At 73.9% G+C, this 20,638-nt stretch carries 18 protein-coding genes; 5 read left to right on the forward strand and 13 right to left on the reverse strand.

Going from position 1 to position 20,638, the window contains the following annotated elements:
• The first annotated feature begins 48 nt into the window (after window positions 1-48).
• Window positions 49-1,281 (forward strand): RNA polymerase sigma factor, encoded by a 1,233-nt coding sequence (locus tag LZ495_RS31195; protein ID WP_235056328.1) that lies wholly within the window; start codon window positions 49-51, stop codon window positions 1,279-1,281.
• A 9-nt stretch (window positions 1,282-1,290) separates the two neighbouring features.
• A complete protein-coding gene (locus LZ495_RS31200; RefSeq protein ID WP_235056305.1) occupies window positions 1,291-1,740 on the forward strand; it encodes a hypothetical protein in 450 nt (149 codons plus the stop codon).
• Here the strand turns inward: LZ495_RS31200 and LZ495_RS31205 are convergent.
• The 11 genes from LZ495_RS31205 to LZ495_RS31255 all read right to left on the reverse strand — a co-directional run bounded on the left by LZ495_RS31205 (window position 1,719) and on the right by LZ495_RS31255 (window position 15,532).
• Window positions 1,719-2,654 (reverse strand): SDR family NAD(P)-dependent oxidoreductase, encoded by a 936-nt coding sequence (locus LZ495_RS31205; RefSeq protein WP_235056306.1) that lies wholly within the window; start codon window positions 2,652-2,654, stop codon window positions 1,719-1,721. The two genes, LZ495_RS31200 and LZ495_RS31205, sit on opposite strands and share 22 nt — an antisense overlap.
• Window positions 2,655-2,805: 151 nt before the next feature.
• Entirely contained in the window at window positions 2,806-3,555 is a 750-nt protein-coding gene (locus LZ495_RS31210) for a DUF1444 domain-containing protein (protein WP_235056307.1), read from the reverse strand.
• A gap of 318 nt (window positions 3,556-3,873) precedes the next feature.
• On the reverse strand, window positions 3,874-4,506 hold the full coding sequence (locus LZ495_RS31215) for a TetR/AcrR family transcriptional regulator (protein WP_235056308.1): 633 nt from the start codon (window positions 4,504-4,506) through the stop codon (window positions 3,874-3,876).
• 247 nt (window positions 4,507-4,753) lie between these two features.
• The gene (locus LZ495_RS31220) at window positions 4,754-5,494 is read right to left on the reverse strand and encodes an SGNH/GDSL hydrolase family protein (protein WP_235056309.1); all 741 of its coding nucleotides are present in this window, start codon (window positions 5,492-5,494) and stop codon (window positions 4,754-4,756) included.
• The gene (locus LZ495_RS31225; protein WP_235056310.1) at window positions 5,491-7,014 is read right to left on the reverse strand and encodes a DHA2 family efflux MFS transporter permease subunit; all 1,524 of its coding nucleotides are present in this window, start codon (window positions 7,012-7,014) and stop codon (window positions 5,491-5,493) included. The genes LZ495_RS31220 and LZ495_RS31225 overlap by 4 nt, the downstream gene beginning before the upstream one ends.
• A 349-nt stretch (window positions 7,015-7,363) precedes the next feature.
• Window positions 7,364-10,087 carry an AfsR/SARP family transcriptional regulator gene (locus tag LZ495_RS31230; protein WP_235056311.1) on the reverse strand — a complete coding sequence of 908 codons (2,724 nt, stop codon included), beginning with the start codon at window positions 10,085-10,087 and terminating at the stop codon, window positions 7,364-7,366.
• 98 nt (window positions 10,088-10,185) lie between these two features.
• Window positions 10,186-11,535: an NAD(P)/FAD-dependent oxidoreductase gene (locus LZ495_RS31235; RefSeq protein WP_235056312.1), complete on the reverse strand. Its 1,350-nt coding sequence runs from the start codon at window positions 11,533-11,535 to the stop codon at window positions 10,186-10,188.
• 161 nt (window positions 11,536-11,696) lie between these two features.
• On the reverse strand, window positions 11,697-13,202 hold the full coding sequence (locus LZ495_RS31240; RefSeq protein WP_235056313.1) for an MFS transporter: 1,506 nt from the start codon (window positions 13,200-13,202) through the stop codon (window positions 11,697-11,699).
• A gap of 142 nt (window positions 13,203-13,344) precedes the next feature.
• Entirely contained in the window at window positions 13,345-13,953 is a 609-nt protein-coding gene (locus tag LZ495_RS31245) for a DJ-1/PfpI family protein (RefSeq protein ID WP_235056314.1), read from the reverse strand.
• A gap of 173 nt (window positions 13,954-14,126) precedes the next feature.
• A complete protein-coding gene (locus LZ495_RS31250; RefSeq protein WP_235056315.1) occupies window positions 14,127-14,726 on the reverse strand; it encodes a hypothetical protein in 600 nt (199 codons plus the stop codon).
• A 119-nt stretch (window positions 14,727-14,845) separates the two neighbouring features.
• Window positions 14,846-15,532, reverse strand: a complete 687-nt coding sequence (locus tag LZ495_RS31255; protein ID WP_235056316.1) for a class I SAM-dependent methyltransferase — start codon at window positions 15,530-15,532, stop codon at window positions 14,846-14,848.
• Window positions 15,533-15,666: 134 nt separating this feature from the next.
• Here LZ495_RS31255 and LZ495_RS31260 point away from each other — a divergent pair, with 134 nt between their 5' ends.
• Window positions 15,667-16,470 carry an enoyl-CoA hydratase gene (locus LZ495_RS31260; protein ID WP_235056317.1) on the forward strand — a complete coding sequence of 268 codons (804 nt, stop codon included), beginning with the start codon at window positions 15,667-15,669 and terminating at the stop codon, window positions 16,468-16,470.
• On the opposite strand, the gene LZ495_RS31265 is transcribed toward LZ495_RS31260, so the two are convergent.
• Window positions 16,427-17,377: a DMT family transporter gene (locus tag LZ495_RS31265; RefSeq protein WP_235056318.1), complete on the reverse strand. Its 951-nt coding sequence runs from the start codon at window positions 17,375-17,377 to the stop codon at window positions 16,427-16,429. The genes LZ495_RS31260 and LZ495_RS31265 overlap by 44 nt on opposite strands.
• Before the next feature lie 87 nt (window positions 17,378-17,464).
• On the opposite strand from LZ495_RS31265, the gene LZ495_RS31270 reads away from it, so the two are divergent.
• Entirely contained in the window at window positions 17,465-18,373 is a 909-nt protein-coding gene (locus LZ495_RS31270) for a LysR family transcriptional regulator (protein WP_235056319.1), read from the forward strand.
• A gap of 5 nt (window positions 18,374-18,378) precedes the next feature.
• Here LZ495_RS31270 and LZ495_RS31275 read toward each other — a convergent pair whose 3' ends face one another.
• A complete protein-coding gene (locus tag LZ495_RS31275) occupies window positions 18,379-18,789 on the reverse strand; it encodes a winged helix-turn-helix transcriptional regulator (protein WP_235056320.1) in 411 nt (136 codons plus the stop codon).
• 156 nt (window positions 18,790-18,945) lie between these two features.
• Between LZ495_RS31275 and LZ495_RS31280 the strand changes: the two genes are divergently transcribed.
• Window positions 18,946-19,584: an NADPH-dependent F420 reductase gene (locus LZ495_RS31280; protein ID WP_235056321.1), complete on the forward strand. Its 639-nt coding sequence runs from the start codon at window positions 18,946-18,948 to the stop codon at window positions 19,582-19,584.
• The last annotated feature ends 1,054 nt before the right edge of the window (window positions 19,585-20,638 follow it).

The raw sequence follows: 20,638 nt of genomic DNA on the forward strand, positions 1-20,638 counted from the left end.
AACGAGCCCGCCACGAACGAACTGCGCCTCGACCCCGCGACCGAGGCCATGCTGCGGGCCGCCGCACCCCAGATCCTCGCCGCGCTGCTGCGCCGCTACGGGCACTTCGACGCGGCCGAGGACGCCGTCCAGGAATCCCTGCTCGCCGCCGCCCGGCAATGGCCGCACGAAGGCCTCCCGGACAACCCGCTCGCCTGGCTGATCACCGTGGCGTCCCGGCGCCTGATCGACCACCTGCGCAGCGAGTCGGCGCGGGCGCGGCGCGAGGCGGCCGCGTTCGCGATGACGCCGGACGACGCATGGCAGTCGGCGGCCGCGGACGCCGAGCAGTCCGCCGAACGCGACGACACCCTCACCCTGCTCTTCCTGTGCTGCCACCCGGATCTGTCGGCGCCGTCGCAACTCGCCCTGACGCTGCGGGCCGTGGGCGGCCTGACCACGCTGGAGATCGCCCGGGCGTTCCTCGTCCCCGAGGCCACGATGGCCCAGCGCATCAGCCGCGCCAAGCAGAAGGTCAAGCAGTCCGGCGCGCACTTCGCGCCCCCGCCCCGGGCGGAGCGCGCCGCCCGCATGCGCGTCGTCCAGCACGTCCTGTACCTGATGTTCAACGAGGGCTACACCGCCTCGGCCGGCGACGCACTGCAGCGCACCGACCTGACCGCCGAGGCGATCCGCCTTACTCGCGAGGTCCACGACCTCCTCCCGGACGACGCCGAGACCGCGGGCCTCCTGGCCCTGATGCTGCTCACCGACGCCCGCCGCGCCGCCCGCACGGATGCCGCGGGCGACCTGGTCGCGCTCCCCCTCCAAGACCGCGCACTGTGGGACCGCCCGGCCATCGCCGAAGGCACCGCACTGATCACCGAGGCGCTGGCCGCAGGCGAGGTAGGCCCGTACCAACTGCAAGCCGCGATCGCTGCGGTACACGACGAAGCCCCATCGGACGCCGCGACCGATTGGCCGCAGATCCTGGGCCTGTACGACCTGCTCGAACGCATCTCCCCGGGCCCGATGGTCGCCCTCAACCGGGCCGTCGCCCTCGGCCGCGTCCTGGGCCCGGACGCGGGCCTCGCGGCGCTGGACGCCTTGGCGGCCGAAGGCACCCTCGCCGACCACCACCGCCTGGTCGCGGTCCGCGCCCACCTCCTCGAAGCCGCCGGCGCCCACGCCCCCGCAGCCGCCGCCTACCGCGAGGCCGCCGCCCTGACCCCCAACGCCCCCGAACGCCGCTACCTCCAGGCCCAAGCCGCACGCCTCACCGCCGACCACCCGGAACCGTAGGGTTCGGCCATGCGCTACTTGGCAGAGTCCTTCATCCTGTCGGCCCTCGGCCGCGGCAAGAGCGTCGAACAGTTCCTCGGGCCGGTCGGCACGCTCGACCGCCCTGGTGTCGGCTACGTCGAAGTGCGCCCCGCAGGCCACGGCTACGAGGCATGGCTCCACAGGGCAATCGACGCCGACGGCGCCACTTGGGACTTGACCTCCCTGCCCCCGCTGGCCGCCGAAGGCAACGCCGGCGAGGAGGATTTCGGGCTGCACCTGCTCACCGCCACCGACCCCCTCGACGCGGTCGCGGCCGCTGAAGCCCGCACCGGCGCAGTCCGAGCACGCTGGGTGAACGAGACCAAGGCCGGCGACGAGTACCGCGACTACGTCCTTGCCGGCCGCCCGGCCACCGCCCCGGACGGCGCGCCCTGGCCCTCTCCATCCACGCCCGGCTACCAGGCATCCACCGCGTAGTACGCCAGTTCCTCGAACGAACCCGCCGGGGCGGCTATCCGGCCCGTGTCCATCACGTCGCCGAAGTTGTCCAGCAGCGTGCGCATCGAGTCGCCGTCTTGCCGGAAGCCCGGCACCACGCCCAGTACCACCCGCGCCACCCGACCCGCCCCCGCCGTGAACAACTCGCCGCTGCACGGCGCGAGTTCATGAGCCAGCAATCCCACGCACGCAGCCACGTCCTCCGGCCGGAACGTCTCGCGGAAGGGCGCTGCGCCGCCCGGCCCGAACTGCGCGTCGTAGATCTGCTCGAAGCCGGACGCGGTCATGCGCGTCCAGGCCACCGGCAGGACCGCGTTGGCCTTGATGCCGTCCGGCTCGCCCTCGCTCGCCAGCACGCGCGTCATGCCGATCATCGCGGACTTGGCCGTGGCGTACGGCAGCACGAAGGGCATTCCGAACACCGAGCCGGAGCACGTGTTGACCACCCGGCCGTACTTGACCGTCCGCATATAGCGCCACGCAGGCCCGGTCACATGGAACGCGCCGTCCAGGTGCGTGCCGAGCACGCGCCGGTACTCCTCCTCGGTCAGCGTGTCGACCCCGGCCCCGGATGGGGCGACCCCAGCGTTGTTCACGACGATGTCGACACGACCCCAGGTGTCCAACGCCGCGGCCACGATCGCCTCGCCGCCGTCCCGGGTGGCCACCGAGTCGGCGTTGGCGACCGCCTCGCCGCCCGCTGCGACGATCTCCGCCACCACGGCGTCGGCCGGTTCGGCCGAGCCTTCGTCGCCGCCGCGGATGCCGCCGCCGAAGTCGTTCACCACGACCCGGGCGCCGTGCCGTGCCAGGTGCAGCGCGTACGCGCGGCCCAGCCCTGCACCCGCCCCGGTGACGATCGCCACGCGGCCTTCGAAGTCGAGTTCGCTCATCGCAGTCCCCCTCGCCGGTCCCGCACGGCGGTCGCCGATGCGGTTGCCCGGAAGGTAGAACGGACGCGCTGGGACCTCAATGGATCATGCGCGCAAAGTTCGCCCGCACGTCCCTCGAGGCGCACCCGGCACCGCGGCGCCGGAACAGCGGTCAGCGCTGCGGGATCGAGCTCATCACCTGGTTGAAGCGCGGCGAGCCGGAGATCTGCCCGGCCTGGCCGTGCCACTGGACGTCGAGGGGTTCCACGATGCCCTCGTGCCACCAGAGCGGGCGGCTGCTCATGGGCTGCTGGCCGCGGGTGAGTTCGTGGCCGGTGGCGTACATCTGGCCGAGCTGGTCGAGGACGCGGGGGTTGCGGATGGGGATGACCAGCAGGGTGTTCTCGTCCGGCAGGGTGGCGAGCGCGCCGTACGGCAGGTCCTCGCCGAGGGCCTCGCCGAGGCGGCCGAGGTGTGCGGTGCCGGGCCAGCCCTGGCCGGTGAACATGGTCATCGGGACGCCCGCGGCGGTGTCGAACTCGCTGCGCGCGAAGTGCTCGGACCGGAGGTTGGTGGCGGACTGGAGCCACACGTCCTCGGCGGCCATGCCCCACGCCTGGGCCATCGGCACCTCGGCGGTGACGATGGCGCCGTCCGGCAGCCGGACGCACGCGACCGCGGCCAGTTCGTCGGTGAGCGGCCAGGCGAGCGCGGGCGGCGCGATGTGCGGGCCGCCGCGCGTGACGGTGAGGCGCAGGTCGAGGCGGATCCGCTCGACCGGGGCGCCGACCAGCATCTGCCGTACGTCGCCCCCGGCGCCGGGTGCTCCGCCCGGCCCGCTCTGCATCGGCTGCCCGGGGGCGGACTGGCCGTAGGGGGCGGGCTGACCGGCGGCAGGCCGGTTGCGGCGGAACATCGCCATGCGTCGGATCCTCGGAGGCTGAGGGCGCGCCCGCGGGCGCGGCAGTCGAACAGTGCTGACATGCGGAATTGCTGACCTTGTGTCTACCTGGCGGTAGTCCCGCGGTGCAACCGGCCTGGCCGTGGCGCGCCGACCGTGTCGCCCGGCAGACCGCACAAGATCGGGTAAGTCCGGGCGAGGCCGGGCGAGGTCCGGCGAGATCGGGCGGCTCGGCCGACCGGGCGGCCCGAGCAATCCGGGAGACCTAGGAGAGCCGGGAGACCCGGGAGACCCGGGAGAGCCGCCAAGGACGGGCCCGGACGACACCCCGGCCGCATGTCAGGCCGACGCCGGAACCGGCTTTCCGACCGCATCGAAGAGGCGGCGCAGCTCGGCGAGGGCTTCGCCGCGGGCCAGGACGGGGTCCTCCGCGCGGCCGATGTTCTTGGCGGCCTCGCTGAGCGCGCCGAAGAGCATGCGGGCCAGCGGCTCGACGGGCCGCTCCTCGAGGCGCCCGGCCTGGATGGCGCGCTTGACGCCGATGTACATCTGCTTGACGCACAGGGCGGTGACCTCGTCGACCGCCTCGACGCCGAGGGCGCCGGGCGCATCGAGCAGCGTGATGCGCTGCACGCCGGGGTCGAGGCACATCATGAGGTACGCCTTGCAGCCCTCGAAGACGGCGTCCCAGCGGTCCCGGTCCGCCTCGGCGAGGTAGGCCTTGGCGACGGCTTCGGCGATGGCCTGCTCTTCCGCGACGTACACCGCGTGGAAGAGGGCTTCCTTGTTGCGGAAGTGGTGGTAGAGCGCGCCCTTGCTGACGCCGGCGCGCACGCAGACGGCGTCCAGCGAGGTGCCCGCGTATCCCTCGGCGGCGAACAGCCCGCGCGCGGCCGCCAGCAGTTCGGCGGTGGTCGCCCCGGAGCGTTCCTGCTGCGTACGGCGGGTGCGGGTGGTCGTCGAGGTGCCCATCGGTCTATTGAACCCCACTCCCCCGCGATGCCCTAGAGCCGCCGCCGATGCGGTTGCGGCCACCGGGCCAGGTGTGTGGCCGGCCCCAGGGGCGCTCCCGGGGACGCTCCTGCCCCCGGGGCTGCCCCCGTGCCCAAGGTTGCGGACGGCAGTGGAGGGAACAGTCCGCGCAGCGCCGTACCCCGCCGGTCGTGCGTCCGGGTACGGGTACGGCGCTGCCATGGGTGGACCTCTCTCTGCCGTGGGCTCAGTGCCGAGCGCTCGTGCCGTTGCCGAGCCGCGCCCCGAGGGTGCGGATCGCGACACCGGCGGTGAAGGAGTGCCCGCGGCGGTTGCCGTGCAGGCCGTCGCTGCCGTAGATGGCCGGGTCGGCTGCCCCCGGGTGGTTCGTGCAGTCGACGTGCACGGCGCCGTGGGCGAGCGCGATCTCCCACGTGCGGTCGTTGAGTTCGTGGATGCGGTCGCGCATGACGCCGCGGAACTCCTCGGGCATGTACGGGCTTCCCGAGGCATCGAACAGCCCGACCGTGACGACGTCCGCCCCAGTGGCCCGGAATGCGGTCACCATCGCCTCGATGTGCTCGGCGACCGGCTCGATCTCGAAGCGGCTGCGCAGCAGATCGTTCCCGCCCGCGACGACCACCGCGAGGTCGGGGTCGAACGCCAGCGCCGGGGCGAGCTGCGTGGCCCTGATCGCGTCCGCGCGCAGGTCCCGCTTGCCGAGGTTGAGGTACGCCAGCCCGGGCCGGGCCCGGTCGAGCGCCTCCGCGACCGAGTCCGCCCACCCCTGGTCGGGGAAGCCTTCCGTCGCTTCGCCGATGCCCTCGGCGATGCTGTCGCCGATCACCGCCATCCGGGTCCAGTGCGCCCCGGCCAGCAGCGCGGCCTCCTCGGCGCGGTCCAGGCGGTACGCCGAGTCGTCCATCGGCGTCGCGACACCCGTCCCGCCGCCGATCCCCGTGCCCATGCCCGTGCCCGTGCCCGTCATGATGCGACCCCTTCACGCGCCGCGGCAGTGCCCGCCGCCGAATCCGTTCCCGAGTCCGTTCCCGAGTCCGCTACCGAGCCCGCCGGCGCCGCCTGCGCCCCGCTCCCGGCCGGCGGCCCCGCCGCAAGGCCGAGTCCGGCCAGCCCGGTGAGCACCGACAGCACCGCGAACATGAAGAACAGCTGCGCGAACCCGTCGGTCCCCTGCCCGGCTTCGCCTTCCAGGACGGTGGCCAGCACCGCGATACCGAGGGCGCCGCCGATCTGTCGGGCCGTCAGGTTGAGGCCGGTGGCCCCGGCGAACTTCTGCGGCGGCACCGACAGGGCGCCGGCGCTGGACACGCCGGTGCTGACCGCACCCACGCCGAAGCCGAGCAGGACACCGGTAGGCAGCCACAGGGACACGAACGCGGGCTCCGTCGGCACCGCAAGGCCCAGCCACAGCGCAGTGATTGCCAGCAGCACGGAACCGCCGATGACCGCCGCCCGCGGGTTGATGCGGTGCGCGAGCTTGCCGACGGTCAGTCCGGCGACGGCCGAGACGACCGCGCCGATGGTCATCGCGAAGCCGGCGCGCAGTTCGGAGTAGTGCCAGATCTGGGTGAGGTACAGGACGCCGAGCAGCATCCACGGGTAGAGCAGCATCCCGAAGAAGAAGGACACGAGGTTGGCGTACGCGTACGGGCGGCTGCGCCACAGTCCGACCTCCAGGCCGGGCCGCGGGTGCCGGGCCGAGCGGACGACCGAGCCGGCCAGCAGCAGCGCGCCGCCCGCGATGCACGCGAGGGTGCGCGGGTCGGTCCATCCCCACGAGGTGCCCTGGGTGACGCCGAGGACGAGGGCGCCGATGCCGACCGCGAGCATGGCCGACCCGACCAGGTCGGGGACGGGCTCGCCGCTGCGCGAGTCGCCGGCCACCCGGGTGAGCCAGGTGAGCGCGATGCCGAGGGGCACGGTGATCAGGAAGACCGAGCGCCAGCCGAACAGGTCGACGAGTACGCCGCCGAGGCTGGGGCCGAGCGCGGCGGCCAGCGAGGCCGAGGCCGCCCACGCGCCGATCGCCGCGGCGCGCCGGGCCGGCGGTATCTGGGCGAGCACGATGGCGAGCGATGCCGGGACGAGGGCCGCGGCGCCGAGGCCTTGCACCACCCGTGCGGCGAGCAGGACTTCGAGGTTCGGCGCGGCCGCGCAGACCGCGGACGCGAGCGTGAAGACGACGATGCCGACCCGGTAGAGGCGCCGGCGGCCGACCACGTCGGCCATGCGGCCCGCGGGGGCCAGCAGGGCGGCGAACGCGATCGCGTACAGCGACATGACCCAGGTCAGGTCGGCGACCGAGGCGCCGGTGAAGTCCCGGTGCAGGTCCGGGACCGCGAGGTTCGCGATGGTGACGTCGAGCAGCGAGACGAAGGATCCCCCGCAGGCGAGCAGCAGCACGAGGCCGGCTCCGGCGGTGGGGGCGGCGGCCGGGGAGGCGGCCGCGGGCGGGTGTGCGTCGTGCATGAGCGTGCGTGAGCTCATCAGGTCTCCTTTTACATACCGACGGTCGGAATGTTAGGCAGAGAGCTGACAAGCCGTCAACGCGGGTCTCCGGAAAGCGCGCCGGCGTTGAGTGGTTGGTGAGTGGGCGCCCCTACGGTGATCGCTCAAGGGGTACGCGGGGGATACGGGGGAACGGCGGCGCGAACCGCCGACGGGAGGGGGAGGCCCGGCGCAAGGCCGAGTTCGGCGCGGGAGACCGCACGGAGCGACGCCCCAGGCCGGGCCGCCGCCCGTTCCGGCCTGGTCAGGCCGGTCTCGGCCGGCCCCGACCGTGCCATGGGGCACGGGAACGGGTCGGACGCCGGACGCCGTGCAGGACGGCCGGCGGCTACCTGACGAGTGCCGCGAGCCGGGCCCGGGCGTCGGCCGCGGCCTCGGACCAGCGCTCGCGCGCGTCCAGGATCCACTCCTCCGGGCCGGTCTCCGGCAGGAGCATCGCGTCGGCCACCGCCAGGAGTTCGCGCAGGGTGGCGGTCTCCCCCGCAGCGTCGCCGCGCATCGCGGCCTGCCGCGCGCGGGCCAGTGCGTCCTCGGCCGCGGCGATGTCGAGGTAGGACCCCTCGGGCAGCCGCAGGCGGTACGCACCGTCCTCGAACGGCACGAACTCCGAGGCCCCGCGCCGCCCCCGGGCCGGCTCCAGGAACCGGCGGAGCTTGTAGACCGCGGTCTGCAGCCGGTGGAATGCGGCATCCGCGGGGGCGTCCGGCCACAATGCTGCGGCCAGCACCTCGCGGTGCACCGGGCGTCCCGCGTGCAGCGCCAGCAGCCGGAACAGGACCCGGCTTTGCGGAGCCAGCCGGAGCAGGTCCACGGGCTTGCCGGCGAGCCGGACCGTGAACCCGCCGAAGCACCGGATGTCGACGGGGGTGGCGGGCGCGTCGTCGGCTTCGCGCCGCACGCGCAGGAACGTGTCGATGCGGATGCCCAGGCGTTCGGCGTCCGCCGCGAGCGCCGCGCGGTCGGCGTCGGCGGATGCGGGGGCGGCGAGCAGGCGGGCGCAGCGGGCGAGGACGGCCGCGCCCGGGAGTTGCAGGTGTGCCGCCTCGGCTTCGGCCTGGACGGCCAGGTCGAGGGCGTCCGGTTCGGCGAGTTGCGCGCGGGCGATCGCCTCGAAGGCGAGGGACCACGGCACGGCGGCGATCATGCCCGCGTCGCGCAGGCGCCGTGCGGAAGCGGCCAGGACGGCCGGGTCGGGCTCGCCGCGCAGCACGCCCGCGCAGGCTTCGAGGTGGCCGGCGACGGCGCTCCCCCACGCGTCGCCCAGCCGGTCGCAGGCGGCGCGCACCGCGGCGGCCTCGCCGCGGTGTTCGGGGGCACCGGTCAGGGTGAGTCCGGCGCGGGCGACCCGGCCCAGCCATGCGGGTCCGTGGCCGGCCACGCGCTGGGCGGCGGCCTCGGCTTCGCGGACGTCGCAGCCGTGTCCGGACAGCATGGCGCCCAGGAGGACGAGCAGGCCGGCGAATGCGGCCGGGGGGCCGTCGTGTTCGCGGGCGAAGTCGGTCAGGACTTCGATGGCGGTCCGGTAATCGCCGGTGCCGAAGAGGGTGATGCCGCGGACCAGCACCCCTTCGGCGTCCAGCGGGAGTTCGGGCATGTCCCAGATCTGGGTGGGCGCGCCGGCCAGTGAGGTCAGGACGACCGCGGAGGTCGGCTGCTCGGCGGCGCCCGCCGGGTCGCCGAGCAGCCCGAGGTCGCCGCTCGCGATGCGGGACGCCGGGCGGTCCCCGGGGCGTTCGGGCCCTTCCGGTCCCGCCGGTCCCGCCGGCCCTGCGAAGGCGCGCAGCAGGCCGTGCCAGTGCTCGGGCACCGCGGCGGCGATGGCCACCGGGCTGCCGTCCATGAGTTCGCGCAGGGCGGCGCGGTCGCGAGCGAGGTACGCGGCCCAGGCCGCACCGACCGGGTCCCCGGCTTTGCGCATGCGGCCCGCGGCGGCGGCGAAGACCGCGGGGGCGTCCGGGTCGGTGGTCGCGAGGCGGTGCACGAGCAGGTGGCGCAGGAGCGTCTCCCCCGCGTAGCCCGCGCCGCGGCGCATCATGACGCCGGCTTGTTCGGCGCGACGCAGCATCGCGGCGGATGCGGCCCGGGCGGCGGGGGTGGGCGCGTCGGCGCAGTCCGCGGCGGTCGGCGCGGTGTGGATCGCGCAGCGGGTGAGGAAGGCGCAGAGGTCGGGGTCGAGGGCGCCGAGGATCTGCCGGTCGAGGTATCCGGCGGCGAAGGGGACGCCGGGAGCGGTGAGCGTGCGGCGTACCTGACGGTGGCTCAAGTCGCGGGTACAGAGCAGGAATTCGTTGAGCGGCGCGGCCCAGCCGCCGGTGAGCCAGGTGGCGTCCCAGGCGAGTACGGGGTCGGCGGGGCGGCCGTGCACCTCGGCGAACAGGCGGTCGACTTCCCACCAGCGCAGCCGCAGGTCGTCGGGGCCTGCCACGACCACGTCGGCGAGTTCGGCGCGCGAGAGGTTCAGGTCGGGCAGCGGCCGGGTGGCGGCGAGGAGGTGGACGGAGGGCAGGCCGGCATGGGGAAGTTCCGCGAGGAGGAGTTCGAGGGCCGCGGCCGGGTGCGGGAGGTGGTGGAGGTCGTCGAGCACGAGCAGGACGCCCGGTTCGCGGGCCTGTTCGCGTACCGCCGCGAATACCTCGTGGGGTGCGGCGGTCGCTCCGGGTGCGTACCGCACGCGCCGCACGGGTCCGGGCCAGGTGGCCGCGTACTGGTCGAGGAGCGTGGTCTTGCCGTGTCCGGCCGGGGCGGCGAGCAGGACGGGACGCTGGTCGCGGACCGCGTCCAGCAGGGCGACGAGGCGGGGGCGGGCGAGGGTGGCGGACGCGGCGCGCTGCGGCCCCTGGGCGGCAGGCCGGGCAGGGGCGTTCGGGGTCGTGCGGGCGGACCCGGGAGCAGTCCCGGGCTCCGGCGCAGAGTCCGCCGGCGGGCGCGGCGCAGCCGAAGACGGCTGCTGTGCCGCCCGTTCCGGCCGTCCGGCAGGCGTTGCCGATCCCCCGGCCGCGGCCGGACCCCGTTCCGCCACGTCGGCGTCTCCCAGCTCCCCGAGGGCGTCCATCCGCGCGTCCCGTCCCGCGCGGCGGATCAGGATTGTGGCACGCCTGGTGGATCTTGAGGAGGGGGTAGGCCGGTCGGCGCGGCGGGCGGACCGCCGGGTCAGCGGTCGCCGCGGGTCTGCTGGGCCATTTCCTCGCGCGAGAGATACGCGTGCGCGCCCTCGAAGTCCGAGAGGGAGCCGGTGCGTCCGGCCAGGAAGCCGAGGCGGATGAAGTCGTCGCCGGCGACCGCGTGCATCGCCCAGCCGGCGCCGACGCGGGCCCGGGCTCGGAAGGACGGGAGGGCCATCAGGTGGTACCCGCGGGTGATGGCCTGCGCCGGGAGTCCGCGCAGTTCGCGGCCCAGCGGGCGGGCGACGGCCTCGGTGCCGCCGAGGTCGACGACCAGGCCGAGGTCCTTGTGCTGGAACTCCTTGTACGGCTTGCCCTTGATGGCGGCCACCACGTTGTGCGCGGCGATCTTCGCCTGGCGCATCGCGTACTGGGCGGTGGGCGGGCAGACCGCGCCGTCGCCCTTGTCGAGGTCGGGGACCGCGGCGGCGTCGCCGAGGCCGAAGACCTCCGGGCGGCCGGGGACGGCGAGGTCGGCGCCGACCGCGAGGCGGCCGCGTACCGTCTCGGCGCCGAGCGTCGCGATGAGCGGGCTGGCCGCGACACCCGCGGTCCACACGAGCGTCCGGCACGGCAGTACTTCGCCGGTGGTCAGCGTGACGGTGTCCTCGGTGACTTCGCTGACGCTGGTCTCCAGGCGCACGTCGACGCCGCGGCGCGCGAGTATCTCGAGGGCCGCGCGGCCGAGGTTCTCGCCGAGTTCGGGCATCAGGCGGGGTGCGACGTCGACGACGGTCCAGCGGACCTGCGAGGGGTCCAGGCGCGGGAAGTGGTCCAAGGCCGAACTGGTGACCATCTCCAGGCAGGCGGCGGTCTCGACACCCGCGTACCCGCCGCCGACCACGACGAACTGGCAGCGGGAGCGGCGCTCGCTCTCGTCGGAGCTGGAGTTGGCGAGTTCGAGCTGGGCGATGACGTGGTCGCGCAGCGAGACCGCTTCGGCGAGGTTCTTCATGCCGCGGCCGTACTTGTCCAGGCCGGGGATGTCGAACGTGCGGGTCACGCTGCCCGGGGACAGCACGATGTGGTCGTAGCCGATGTTGACGACTTCGCCGGTGATCTTGCGGACCACGCAGACCTTGGCGTCCAAGTCCACCCCGATCGCGCCGCCGGGCACGATGTGGGTGCGCTTGAGCATGCGGTACAGCGGCACCGCGATGGAGCGGGACGAGATGACGCCCGCGGCCACGTGCGGCAGCAGCGGCAGGTAGAGCATGTAGCCGCCGGGGCTGATCAGCGTGATATCGGCGTCCTGCGGGGAGAGCGACTTCTCCAGATGCCGCACGGTTTCGAATCCGGCGAACCCAGCGCCGACCACGACCACCCGGGACTGCTGCATCGATCGCCCCTCGTCGCTAGACAGTCCGGGCGGTAGGCCCGGATTGCTCAAACATAGGGCGATATGTCGGCTTGCACATCTTGAGCGGACCGCGGCAACGGCCGTGCGCGGACGCGAAGTCGCAGGTCGGCGCGGCGTGTCGGGGGCGGGGCCCGGGGTGGTCAGCCGGCGGCGGTGCGGGAGCGGCCCAGGGTGTGGCCGGCCACCACGGCGAGGACCGGGAGGACGACCAGGCCTGCCGCGGCGTTGAGGCCGCCGTAGCCGCCCGCGGCCAGCAGCGAGCCGGACAGTGCGCCGCCCGCCGCGCCCGCGAGGTTCATCAACAGGTCCGAGGTGCCCTGCACGCTGGGCCGGTCGTGCGGGGGGACGGACTCGGCGAGCAGCGCGGAGCCGGCCACCATCGAGCACGACCAGCCGAGCCCGAGCAGCACGAGGCCGACGACGGTCATCGGCACGGTGTGCCCGGACAGGCCGGCGACGACGACCGCGCCGAGCAGGATGAGCTGGCCCGCGATGATCACCGGGATCCGGCCGAGCTTGTCGGCGGCCCAGCCGACCAGCGGCGAGAAGGCGTACATGCCGGCGATGTGCAGGCTGATGGTCAGGCCGACCACGGTGAGGTCGGCGCCGTTGTCCTTCATGTGCACCGGGGTCATGGACATGACCCCGACCATCACGGCGTGCCCGAGGACGACGGCGGCCATCGCGAGGGTGGCGGTGCGGGACGCCCGGATGGCGGCGAAGGAGGAGCGCATCGAGGCGCGGGGCGGCTTGGCCGGAGCGTTGGTGGCGGGGGCCTTGACGGGAGCGGTCTTGGCGGGAGCGGTCTTGGCGGGAGCGGCCTTGGCGGGAGCGGCCTTGGCGGCAGTGGCTGCGTCGGCGCCGGGGGCTGCGTCGGTGGCGGCCGCCAGGCGGCGGGCGATCAGCAGTGGGTCCGGGCGCAGCAGCAGCCACATCGTGAGGCCGCCGGCGGCGAAGGACAGCGCGGAGAAGACGTACGGTCCGGCGAGTTCCGGGAGGCCGAGGAAGCGGCCGACCGCGGCGCCGGGGGTGTTGAGGTTGGGGCCGACGACCGCGCCGACCGTGGTCGACCAGACCACGATGGCGAGGGACCGGGCCCGGGTGGCGTCGTCGGCGAGGTCGGCGGCGGCGTACCGGGACTGCAGGTTGGCCGCGGAGCCCGCGCCGAAGACGACCAGGGTGGCGAGCAGGAGGGGGAACCAGCCGAGGACCGCGGCCCCGATGACGCCGACCGCGCCGAGCGTCGCGACGGCCCAGCCGCAGGCGAGGGCGGTCCGGCGGCCGCGGGCGTCGGCTATCCGGGCCAGCGGTATCGCGGTGAGCGCGGCGCCCAGGGTGATCGCGGTGACCGCGAAGCCGGACCAGGTCTTGGAGCCGGAGAGTTCCTCGGCCAGCAGGCCGCTGACCGCGAGCGAGGAGCCGACGCCGATGCCGCCCACGACCTGGGCGAGCACGAGTACCCGGACGGTCCGCTTCTGGATCGCGGCCACGGCGGCCGGGTCGAGGGACGCACCGCTGTCGCCGCGTCCCTCGCCGACCGCGGCCGGGGCGGGGAGCGGCGGTCCGGCAACGCTCGACGCCGGAAGCTGCGGTCCGGCGGCGGGCGTGTCGGACTCGGGACCGGTGGCGGGAGGTATCAGGGACACGTCGGAAGCTGTGCTTTCCTGGGCCGCCGGGCGCGGGCGGGCTGGTGGTCGGGACGGGTGATCGGCCGGGCCGACCGGGAGGCCGGGGCGGCGGAAGCCGGGACGGCCGGGGCAGGGTGCGCCTGCCCCGGGTCCCGCGGCGTCAGCGCAGGGCGGGTTCGCCGGTGCGTACCGCCGCCATCACGCGTTCGACGGTGGCGAGCTTCTCCCCCACCGGCGCGGCGTACTCGATCGCGTCGCGGGCCGCGGCCTCGCCGACCGTGCGGACCATCGCCCAGGCGGCGAGGTACTGCGAGGCCAGGCAGCCGCCCGCGGTGGCGATGTTGCCGTCGGCGTGGAACGGCGCGTCCAGCACGGTGACGCCGCAGGCCTCGACCCAGGGGCGCGTGATGGTGTCGGTGCACGCGGGCATCGAGCCGAGCAGCCCGAGCTTGGCGAGCACCAGGGCGCCGGAGCACTGCGAGCCGATCAGCTGCCGGGCGGGGTCCAGCGGGAGGGCCGCGAGCAGCGAGTCGTCGGCCACGACGTCGCGGGTCTTGATGCCGCTGCCGATGAGCACGACGTCCGCCTCGGCGACGAACTCGAGCGGGCGCTGCCCGGTGACCTCGACGCCGTTCATCGAGGTGACGACCGGGGTCGGCGTGGTGATGTAGGCGGTGAGTCCGTGCGCCCGGCTGCGGTTGATCAGCCCCGAGGCGATGAAGCTGTCGAGCTCGTTGAACCCGTCGAAGGTGACGACCGCAACCTGCATGGACACTCCTCGCTGATAACCAGTGCGTTGGTGCATACGCGTTTCAGGGCGTACGACCGGGTCGCCAGTGTCACATGGTGCTGACGCGGAGTCAGCGGCCAATTCCGGACGGGTGGCCCTTGATCCCGGCCACATGGGCGGCCGGGTCGCGGTCGTACGTGTGCGGCGGGCGGTCAGCCCTTGGCGGCCAGGCTGGTTTCGGCCACCCGGCGCAGGGCCGCCTGGATGCGCGCGGGGTCCTTCTCGGGGCCGTAGTAGGCGATGGTCACGACCTGGCGGCCGTCGCGGACCGCGAGGCGGGCCTCGGTCCGGCCGGAGCCGACCCCGGGCTTGACGCAGACGACTGCGGCGCTGCCGAACTTGTCGATCACCGGGGCCGCGCCGTTGCAGATCCGGTTCGCCGCGTTGCGGCCGGACTCGAAGCGGGTCTTGGCGCTCCGCTCGGCGCGCGAGGACTTCTTGCGGTCGCCGTGGCTGGACCACTCGACGTCGAGGGTGCCGCTGTCGGCCGAGGTGTCGCCCTGGACCGCGACGATTTCGCACTCGGCGGACGAGGAGTAGGAGGCGGTCTGCGAGGACGGAAGGGTGTCCTTGCCCAGCTTCAGCTGCGCCAACTCCGGGGCGGGCAGCGCGGCGCAGAGATTCTGCGGGGCCTTCTTGGCCTTCGTACCCGACGAACTGCAGCCCGAGACGCCCAGCATCAGCGCGCCCACCAGACCGCACGTGACCGTCGCCGTCGCGGCACGTGACCAGTTGCCCATCGTGTTCCCCATGTCCCCGCCCTGTCGCGTTCCCCGTCCGGTTCCTGTCCGGAATCGGCCGCCGCACAGCATGGCAGGTGCCGCAGGCGGGGGCGCGGGGTGGGGCGCGACCGGGACGTCCGGACGGCCCGTCAGATGTTGTGCCAGACCATCGCGTGCGCGAAGCCGAGGTCGGTGAACTCCGCGCCGGGGAAGGCCGCGCCGTAGTGGCGTTCGAACTGGGTGCGGGTCAGGTAGCGGTCGCTGAGCAGGTGGGCGAGCCAGGGTCTGCTGGTCCGGAACCGGTAGAGCCACCAGGCGTCGCGGCGGCCCAGGCGGGCGATGTCGCGCGGGAGTTCGTACGCGGCACCGGTGACGTACGCCCAGCGCGGCGGGGTCGGCCGGGCGGCGACGTTGTCGACCAGGATCGCGGTGCCGCCGGGCCGGACCAGGCCGCGCAGGTGCTCCAGCGCCTTGTCGAGGTCGGGGACGTGGTGCAGGGCCGCCAGGCTCACCACGAGGTCGAATCCCGTGTCGTCCGCGACGTGGTGCAGGTCGAGCGCCTCGTAGCGGACCCGGGCGTGCGGGCGGCGCAGCCGCGCGGTCTCGATGAGGGAGCGGCTCAGGTCGGCGGCGAGGACCTCGTCGTACGTGTCGGCCAGGGCCTGGGCGTGCCGGCCCGAACCGCAGCCGGCGTCGAGTGCGCGGCCGCCCGCGGGCGCGAGTTCGGCGACCCTGCCGGACAGCCACTCGCCGAGCGGATCGTGCAGGTCGGAGTAGCGGTCGTAGTCGCCGGCGAAGGCGTCGAACGACTGCGGATCCGCATATCCCCCGCGCATATCGCCGTGCCCCTCCGTGCGCCTGCCTCTTGACATCGCGTCCCCGTACCGGTGCGCTTGACCGTGATCATTGACACGATCAAGAACACCTGACCCGCCCTCAGTTCTTCCCGACCGCCCGAGGATGCCGCCCCATGTCGTTCGTGCTCATCGACAAGCCGCGCCCGCACGTCACGCTGATCACGCTCAACCGCCCGGAGCGGATGAACGCGATGGCCTTCGACGTGATGGTCCCGTTCCGCGAGGCCCTCGAGGAGGTCAGTGCGGACAACGATACGCGGGTCGTGGTGATCACCGGAGCCGGGCGCGGCTTCTGCTCGGGCGCCGACCTGGAGAGCTCCGGGCGCATCCCCGGGATCAAGGGGCTGACCCGCACCAGCATCGCGCGGCGGTCGATGGAGATCCTCGACGACGTGATCCTGGGCCTGCGCAAGATGCACCAGCCGGTGATCGGGGCGATCAACGGCCCGGCGATCGGCGGCGGCTTCTGCCTGTCGGTGGCCACCGACATCCGGCTCGCCTCCGAGACCGCGTACTTCCGGGCGGCCGGCATCAACAACGGCCTCACCGCGAGCGAACTGGGCATCAGCTACCTGCTGCCGCGGGCGATCGGCTCGTCGCGTGCCTTCGAGATCATGCTCTCCGGCCGCGACGTGGACGCCGCCGAGGCCGAGCGCATCGGCCTGGTCTCGCGCACGGTCCCCGGCGAGAAGCTCCTCGACGAGTGCTTCGACCTGGCCGAGCGCATCATCGGGTTCAGCCGGGTCGGGGTCGAGGTCACCAAGCGCATGCTGTGGTCCGGGCTGGAGGCGGGCAGCATGCACTCGCACATGGAGGCCGAGGGCGCGGCGCAGCTGTACGTGCGGCTGACCACGCAGAACTTCGAGGAAGCGATCATTGCGCGGCGGGAGAAGCGGGTTCCGGAGTACCGGGACTGACCGGGCCGTCGCCGGGCCGGCCGGCGGGTCCGTCCGCGGGCGTGCGGGCGGACGCCGGCCGGGTGGCCATCCACGACCCGGCCAGGATGAGTGCGGTGCCGGCCGCGATCGACGCGCTCAGCTTCTCGTCCAGGACCAGCACGCCGAGGGCCACCGCGACGACCGGGTTGATGTAGGTGATGAGCGCCGCCCGGCCCGCACCCGCGTCCGCGATGAGCTGGTAGAAGGCCAGGAACGCGAGTGCGGTGCAGACGAGGCCGAGGGCGAGCAGCGAGCCGGTCGCCTCGGCGCTGGGCATCGCGTCCGGCGCGGTGGCGACGGCGAGCGGCAGCAGGACGACCGTGGTGATGCTCATGGTCGACGCGACCAGGCCGAGCGGCGGGACGTCGGACAGGTGGCGCTTCACGATCAGCGTGGCGCAGGCGTACCCGAACGTGGCCAGCAGGACCATTCCGGCGCCGAGCAGCCCGAGCCGGTCGCCGGTCAGGTCGAAGCCGACCAGCGTGCCGACGCCGCCGAGGCCCACCGCGAGGCCGACGGCCCGCGGGCCGGTGACGCGCTCCGAGGCGTCCACCTTGAGCGCGATGAGGGCGATCATGATCGGCTGGGCGGCGATCAGGAGTGCGGTGAGCGACGACGAGATGTGCACCTCGCCGTACGTGATGAGCAGGAACGGCCCGGTCACGTGCGTGAAGGACAGCAGGACGACGATCTTCACGCGTCCGCGCAGCGCGTCGAAGGCCCGCCGGCGCAGCGCCAGCGGGACCAGCACGGCCGCGGCTATCGCGGTGCGGGCCACCACGACGACGGGTGCCGACACTTCCTCGACGGCGACCTTGATGAAGAGGTAGCTGATGCCCCAGACGACGGACATGGAGGCGAAAAGCGCCCAGGCTCTGCGTGTCATGCGGCAATTCTGGCCGGGTCCTGCCGACAGCAGAAGTGACCAGTTTCTGTATGGTCGTTAAGTAGGACTACACACTGGAGTGGCCTCGTGATCGATGTGCACCGGCTCCGGATCCTGCGCGAGGTGGCCGCCCAGGGCAGCTTCGCCAAGGCCGCGGCAGCCCTGCTCATGACGCCGTCCGCGGTCTCGCAGCACATCGCCGCCCTCGAACGCGCGCTGGGCCGGCCGGTCGTGGAACGCGGCCCCCGCGGGGTCACGCTCACCGAGCCGGGCCGCGTCCTCGTCGAGACTGCCGACACCGTGGCCGCCGAACTCGACGCCGCGCAGGAGCGCATCGACCGCCTCGCCGCGGGCCGCACCGGGCGCCTCGACGTCGCCACGTTCACCAGCGCGGGCCAGGGACTGCTGCCCGCCGCGATCGTCGCACTGAACGCCGGGCACCCCGACGTCGAGCTCACCGTCACCGAGGCCGAGCCCGAGGACGCCGCCGAACTGGTCCGCTCCGGACGCGCGGACCTGGCCCTCACCTACCACTTCGGCCACGCCCCGGCCACACCCCGGCTGACCCTCACCCCGCTGATGGACGAGCAGATCTGGCTGGTCCTCCCCCGCACCCACCGCCTCGCCCGGCGCCGCGCGGTCGGCATCGCCGAACTGGCCGGAGAACGCTGGATCGACGGCTGCGGCGCAGCCGGTGCCCCACTGGCCCGCGCCTCGGGCATGGCCGGCTTCCAGCCCGACGTGGTCTGCACCAGCACCGACTACCTCTTCACCCAGGCACTGGTCGAAGCAGGCGTCGGCGTCGCCCTGATCCCCCGGATCGCCCTGGCCACCCACAAGCCCGACCTGGCCTTCTGCGCCCTGGAACACCCGCGCCCCACCCGCCACATCGGCATCCTGACCGCCCGCCGCCGCTGGCCCCAACCCCTCGTCGAAGCCATGCAGAAGACGCTGCACACCGCGGTCGCCACGATCCCCGCGGACCCGCGGACGTAGCGGCGTCAACCCTCGTGGCCGGTGCGGGCGTCGTAGGCGTCCTGAGCAGCGTCGATGCCGGCGATGTTGGCTTCCGCCCACCGCGCGACGGTGTCGAGCACCGGGAGCAGGTCAAGGCCCACCTCGGTGAGCCCGTACGCGACGCGTACCGGAACGCCCGCCTCCACTGCGCGGGCGAGCAGGCCGTCGCGTTCCAACCGGCGCAGCGTCTCGGTGAGCACCTTCGGGCTGGCGCCCGGCAGGGCCCGGGCCAGGTCGCCGCGCCGCAACGGGCCGTCCGCGAGCGCCCGGAACACCAGCGCGACCCACTTGTCGCTGATCCGCTCCATGACCCGGTTGGCCGGACAGGAATCGAAACGGGCCCGCTGCTCCGCGGCAGCGTCCGCGCGGCGTTGGGCGGCGGTACGAATGGTCATGGTCCCTCGGCTGACGTCCGGACATCGGTCACAAGAAGCGGGCGGGGGTGCTCGGGTGCCCTGGGCACCTTGAAGTACCTTCTGCCGGCTGCGGGTTATTCCCGCCTAGCGTCCTGGGTGCCCCGATCGTGATCACCCAGCGCAAGGAGCATGCCCATGAAGACCGTCGCGATCCTCGGTGCCGGAAACGTCGCCCGTACCCTGGCGGACGCCCTGGCCCGCGCCGGCCACCACCCGGTGGTCGGCGCCCGCAACCCGGGACGATCAGCCGCCGCGTGGTCCGACTCGGCCGCGAAGCCGACCACCCTCACCTCGGCCGCCGAGGCCGGTGACCTCGTGGTGAATGCCCTCCCGGGACCGGTCGCCGTCGACGTACTCTCCGGCCTGGCCCGCGAGTTGGCCGGCACAGTGCTCGTCGACGTGGCGAACGCGACCATCCCGGACGCCCGCGGCTTCGCCGCGGAACTGCTCTACCCCGGCAGCAGCCTCGCCGAAGAACTCCAGCGCGCACTCCCGCGGACCCGTGTGGTCAAGGCCCTCAACACCGTCCACGTCTCCGCAATGGCCGCCCCCGCCTCACTCGCGATCCCGCCGACCGCCTTCCTGAGCGGCAACGACACAACCGCAAAGGCCGACACCCGCACCCTGCTGACCACCCTCGGCTGGGACCAGCACCACGTAGTCGACCTCGGCCCCATCACCACGGCCCGCGTCCCCGAGTCCTTCCTCCTCCTCGTGGGCCCCCTGATCAACGCCCTGGGCCCCATCCCCTTCGCCCTCTCCATCGCGCGCTAGGCCCCGCCCGTCAACTCTTCCTTGCCTTGGCGGAGTTCACCGGCAACCTGCGCGGGCCCGATAGGACTATCCGACCATCCGGCGTCGACGGCGACATCTGGGTGGTGTTGTTGGGCCGGGTGGGTGACTTGGTGGTCTCTGTGTGCGTGGCGGGAGCGTTGCGGATGGCAGACGTCTGCAGGAGGTCTGCCCCATGCGCGCTGCTTCGCCCGGTATCGGTTGCCGTGTCGGCGGCTGCCGTGTGGGCGGTGGTGTCCTGGCGGGGGTGTTGCTGGCCCTGGTGATGGTGGTGTGCGGGGCGGGGGCGGCGGTCTGTGGGGAGGGGCGCGTCGGGGGGCCCGTTTCGGGGGCGGGGCAGGTGCCGGGGCAGGGGGCCGGGCACGGGTCCCAACAGGGGTCCGGGCACGGGGCGCCTGCTGATGGGAACGAGGTCGGGCCCGGGGCGTCGGATCTGGAGGTTCGGGCGCCCAGTCGCCGCGTGGTCGCGGTGCCGTCGTGGGTGGTACGTCCGCGGGGTGGATCCGGTGAGGCCGGGGCGGGGGTGTCGGCGGGGGTCGGGGAAGGGTGGCCCGCGGGGGCGGGGCCGCCCCCGGGTGTACCTGCGTCGGTGGTGGTCTCGCGTTGCATGGTGTTGCGCTGCTGATCGGCGGTGGCTGTAGCGCGCCGTCCGTCGACCATCGAGCAACGCAAGGAATCACCATGCCCATTGACCCGTTCGCCGCGCTCAACGCCATGTTGCGTGCCGAGGCTGCCCGCAATGCTCCTGCCCGTGCCGAGGCCCTACGGGCTGCCGGCGATGCCGTGACCGGGGCGTCCGAACCCGGGTCGGGGGGGGGGGGCGGGGCCCCGGCGGGGGGGGGGGGGGGGGGGGGCGGGGCGGGGGGGGGGCGGGGGGGCCCGGGGGGGGGGGGGGGGGCCGGGGGCGGGGGCCGGGGGCCGGGCACGGGTCCCAACAGGGGTCCGGGCACGGGGCGCCTGCTGATGGGAACGAGGTCGGGCCCGGGGCGTCGGATCTGGAGGTTCGGGCGCCCAGTCGCCGCGTGGTCGCGGTGCC

Origin of the sequence: Yinghuangia soli (assembly GCF_021502675.1) — a bacterium.
Lineage (GTDB): Bacteria > Actinomycetota > Actinomycetes > Streptomycetales > Streptomycetaceae > Yinghuangia > Yinghuangia soli.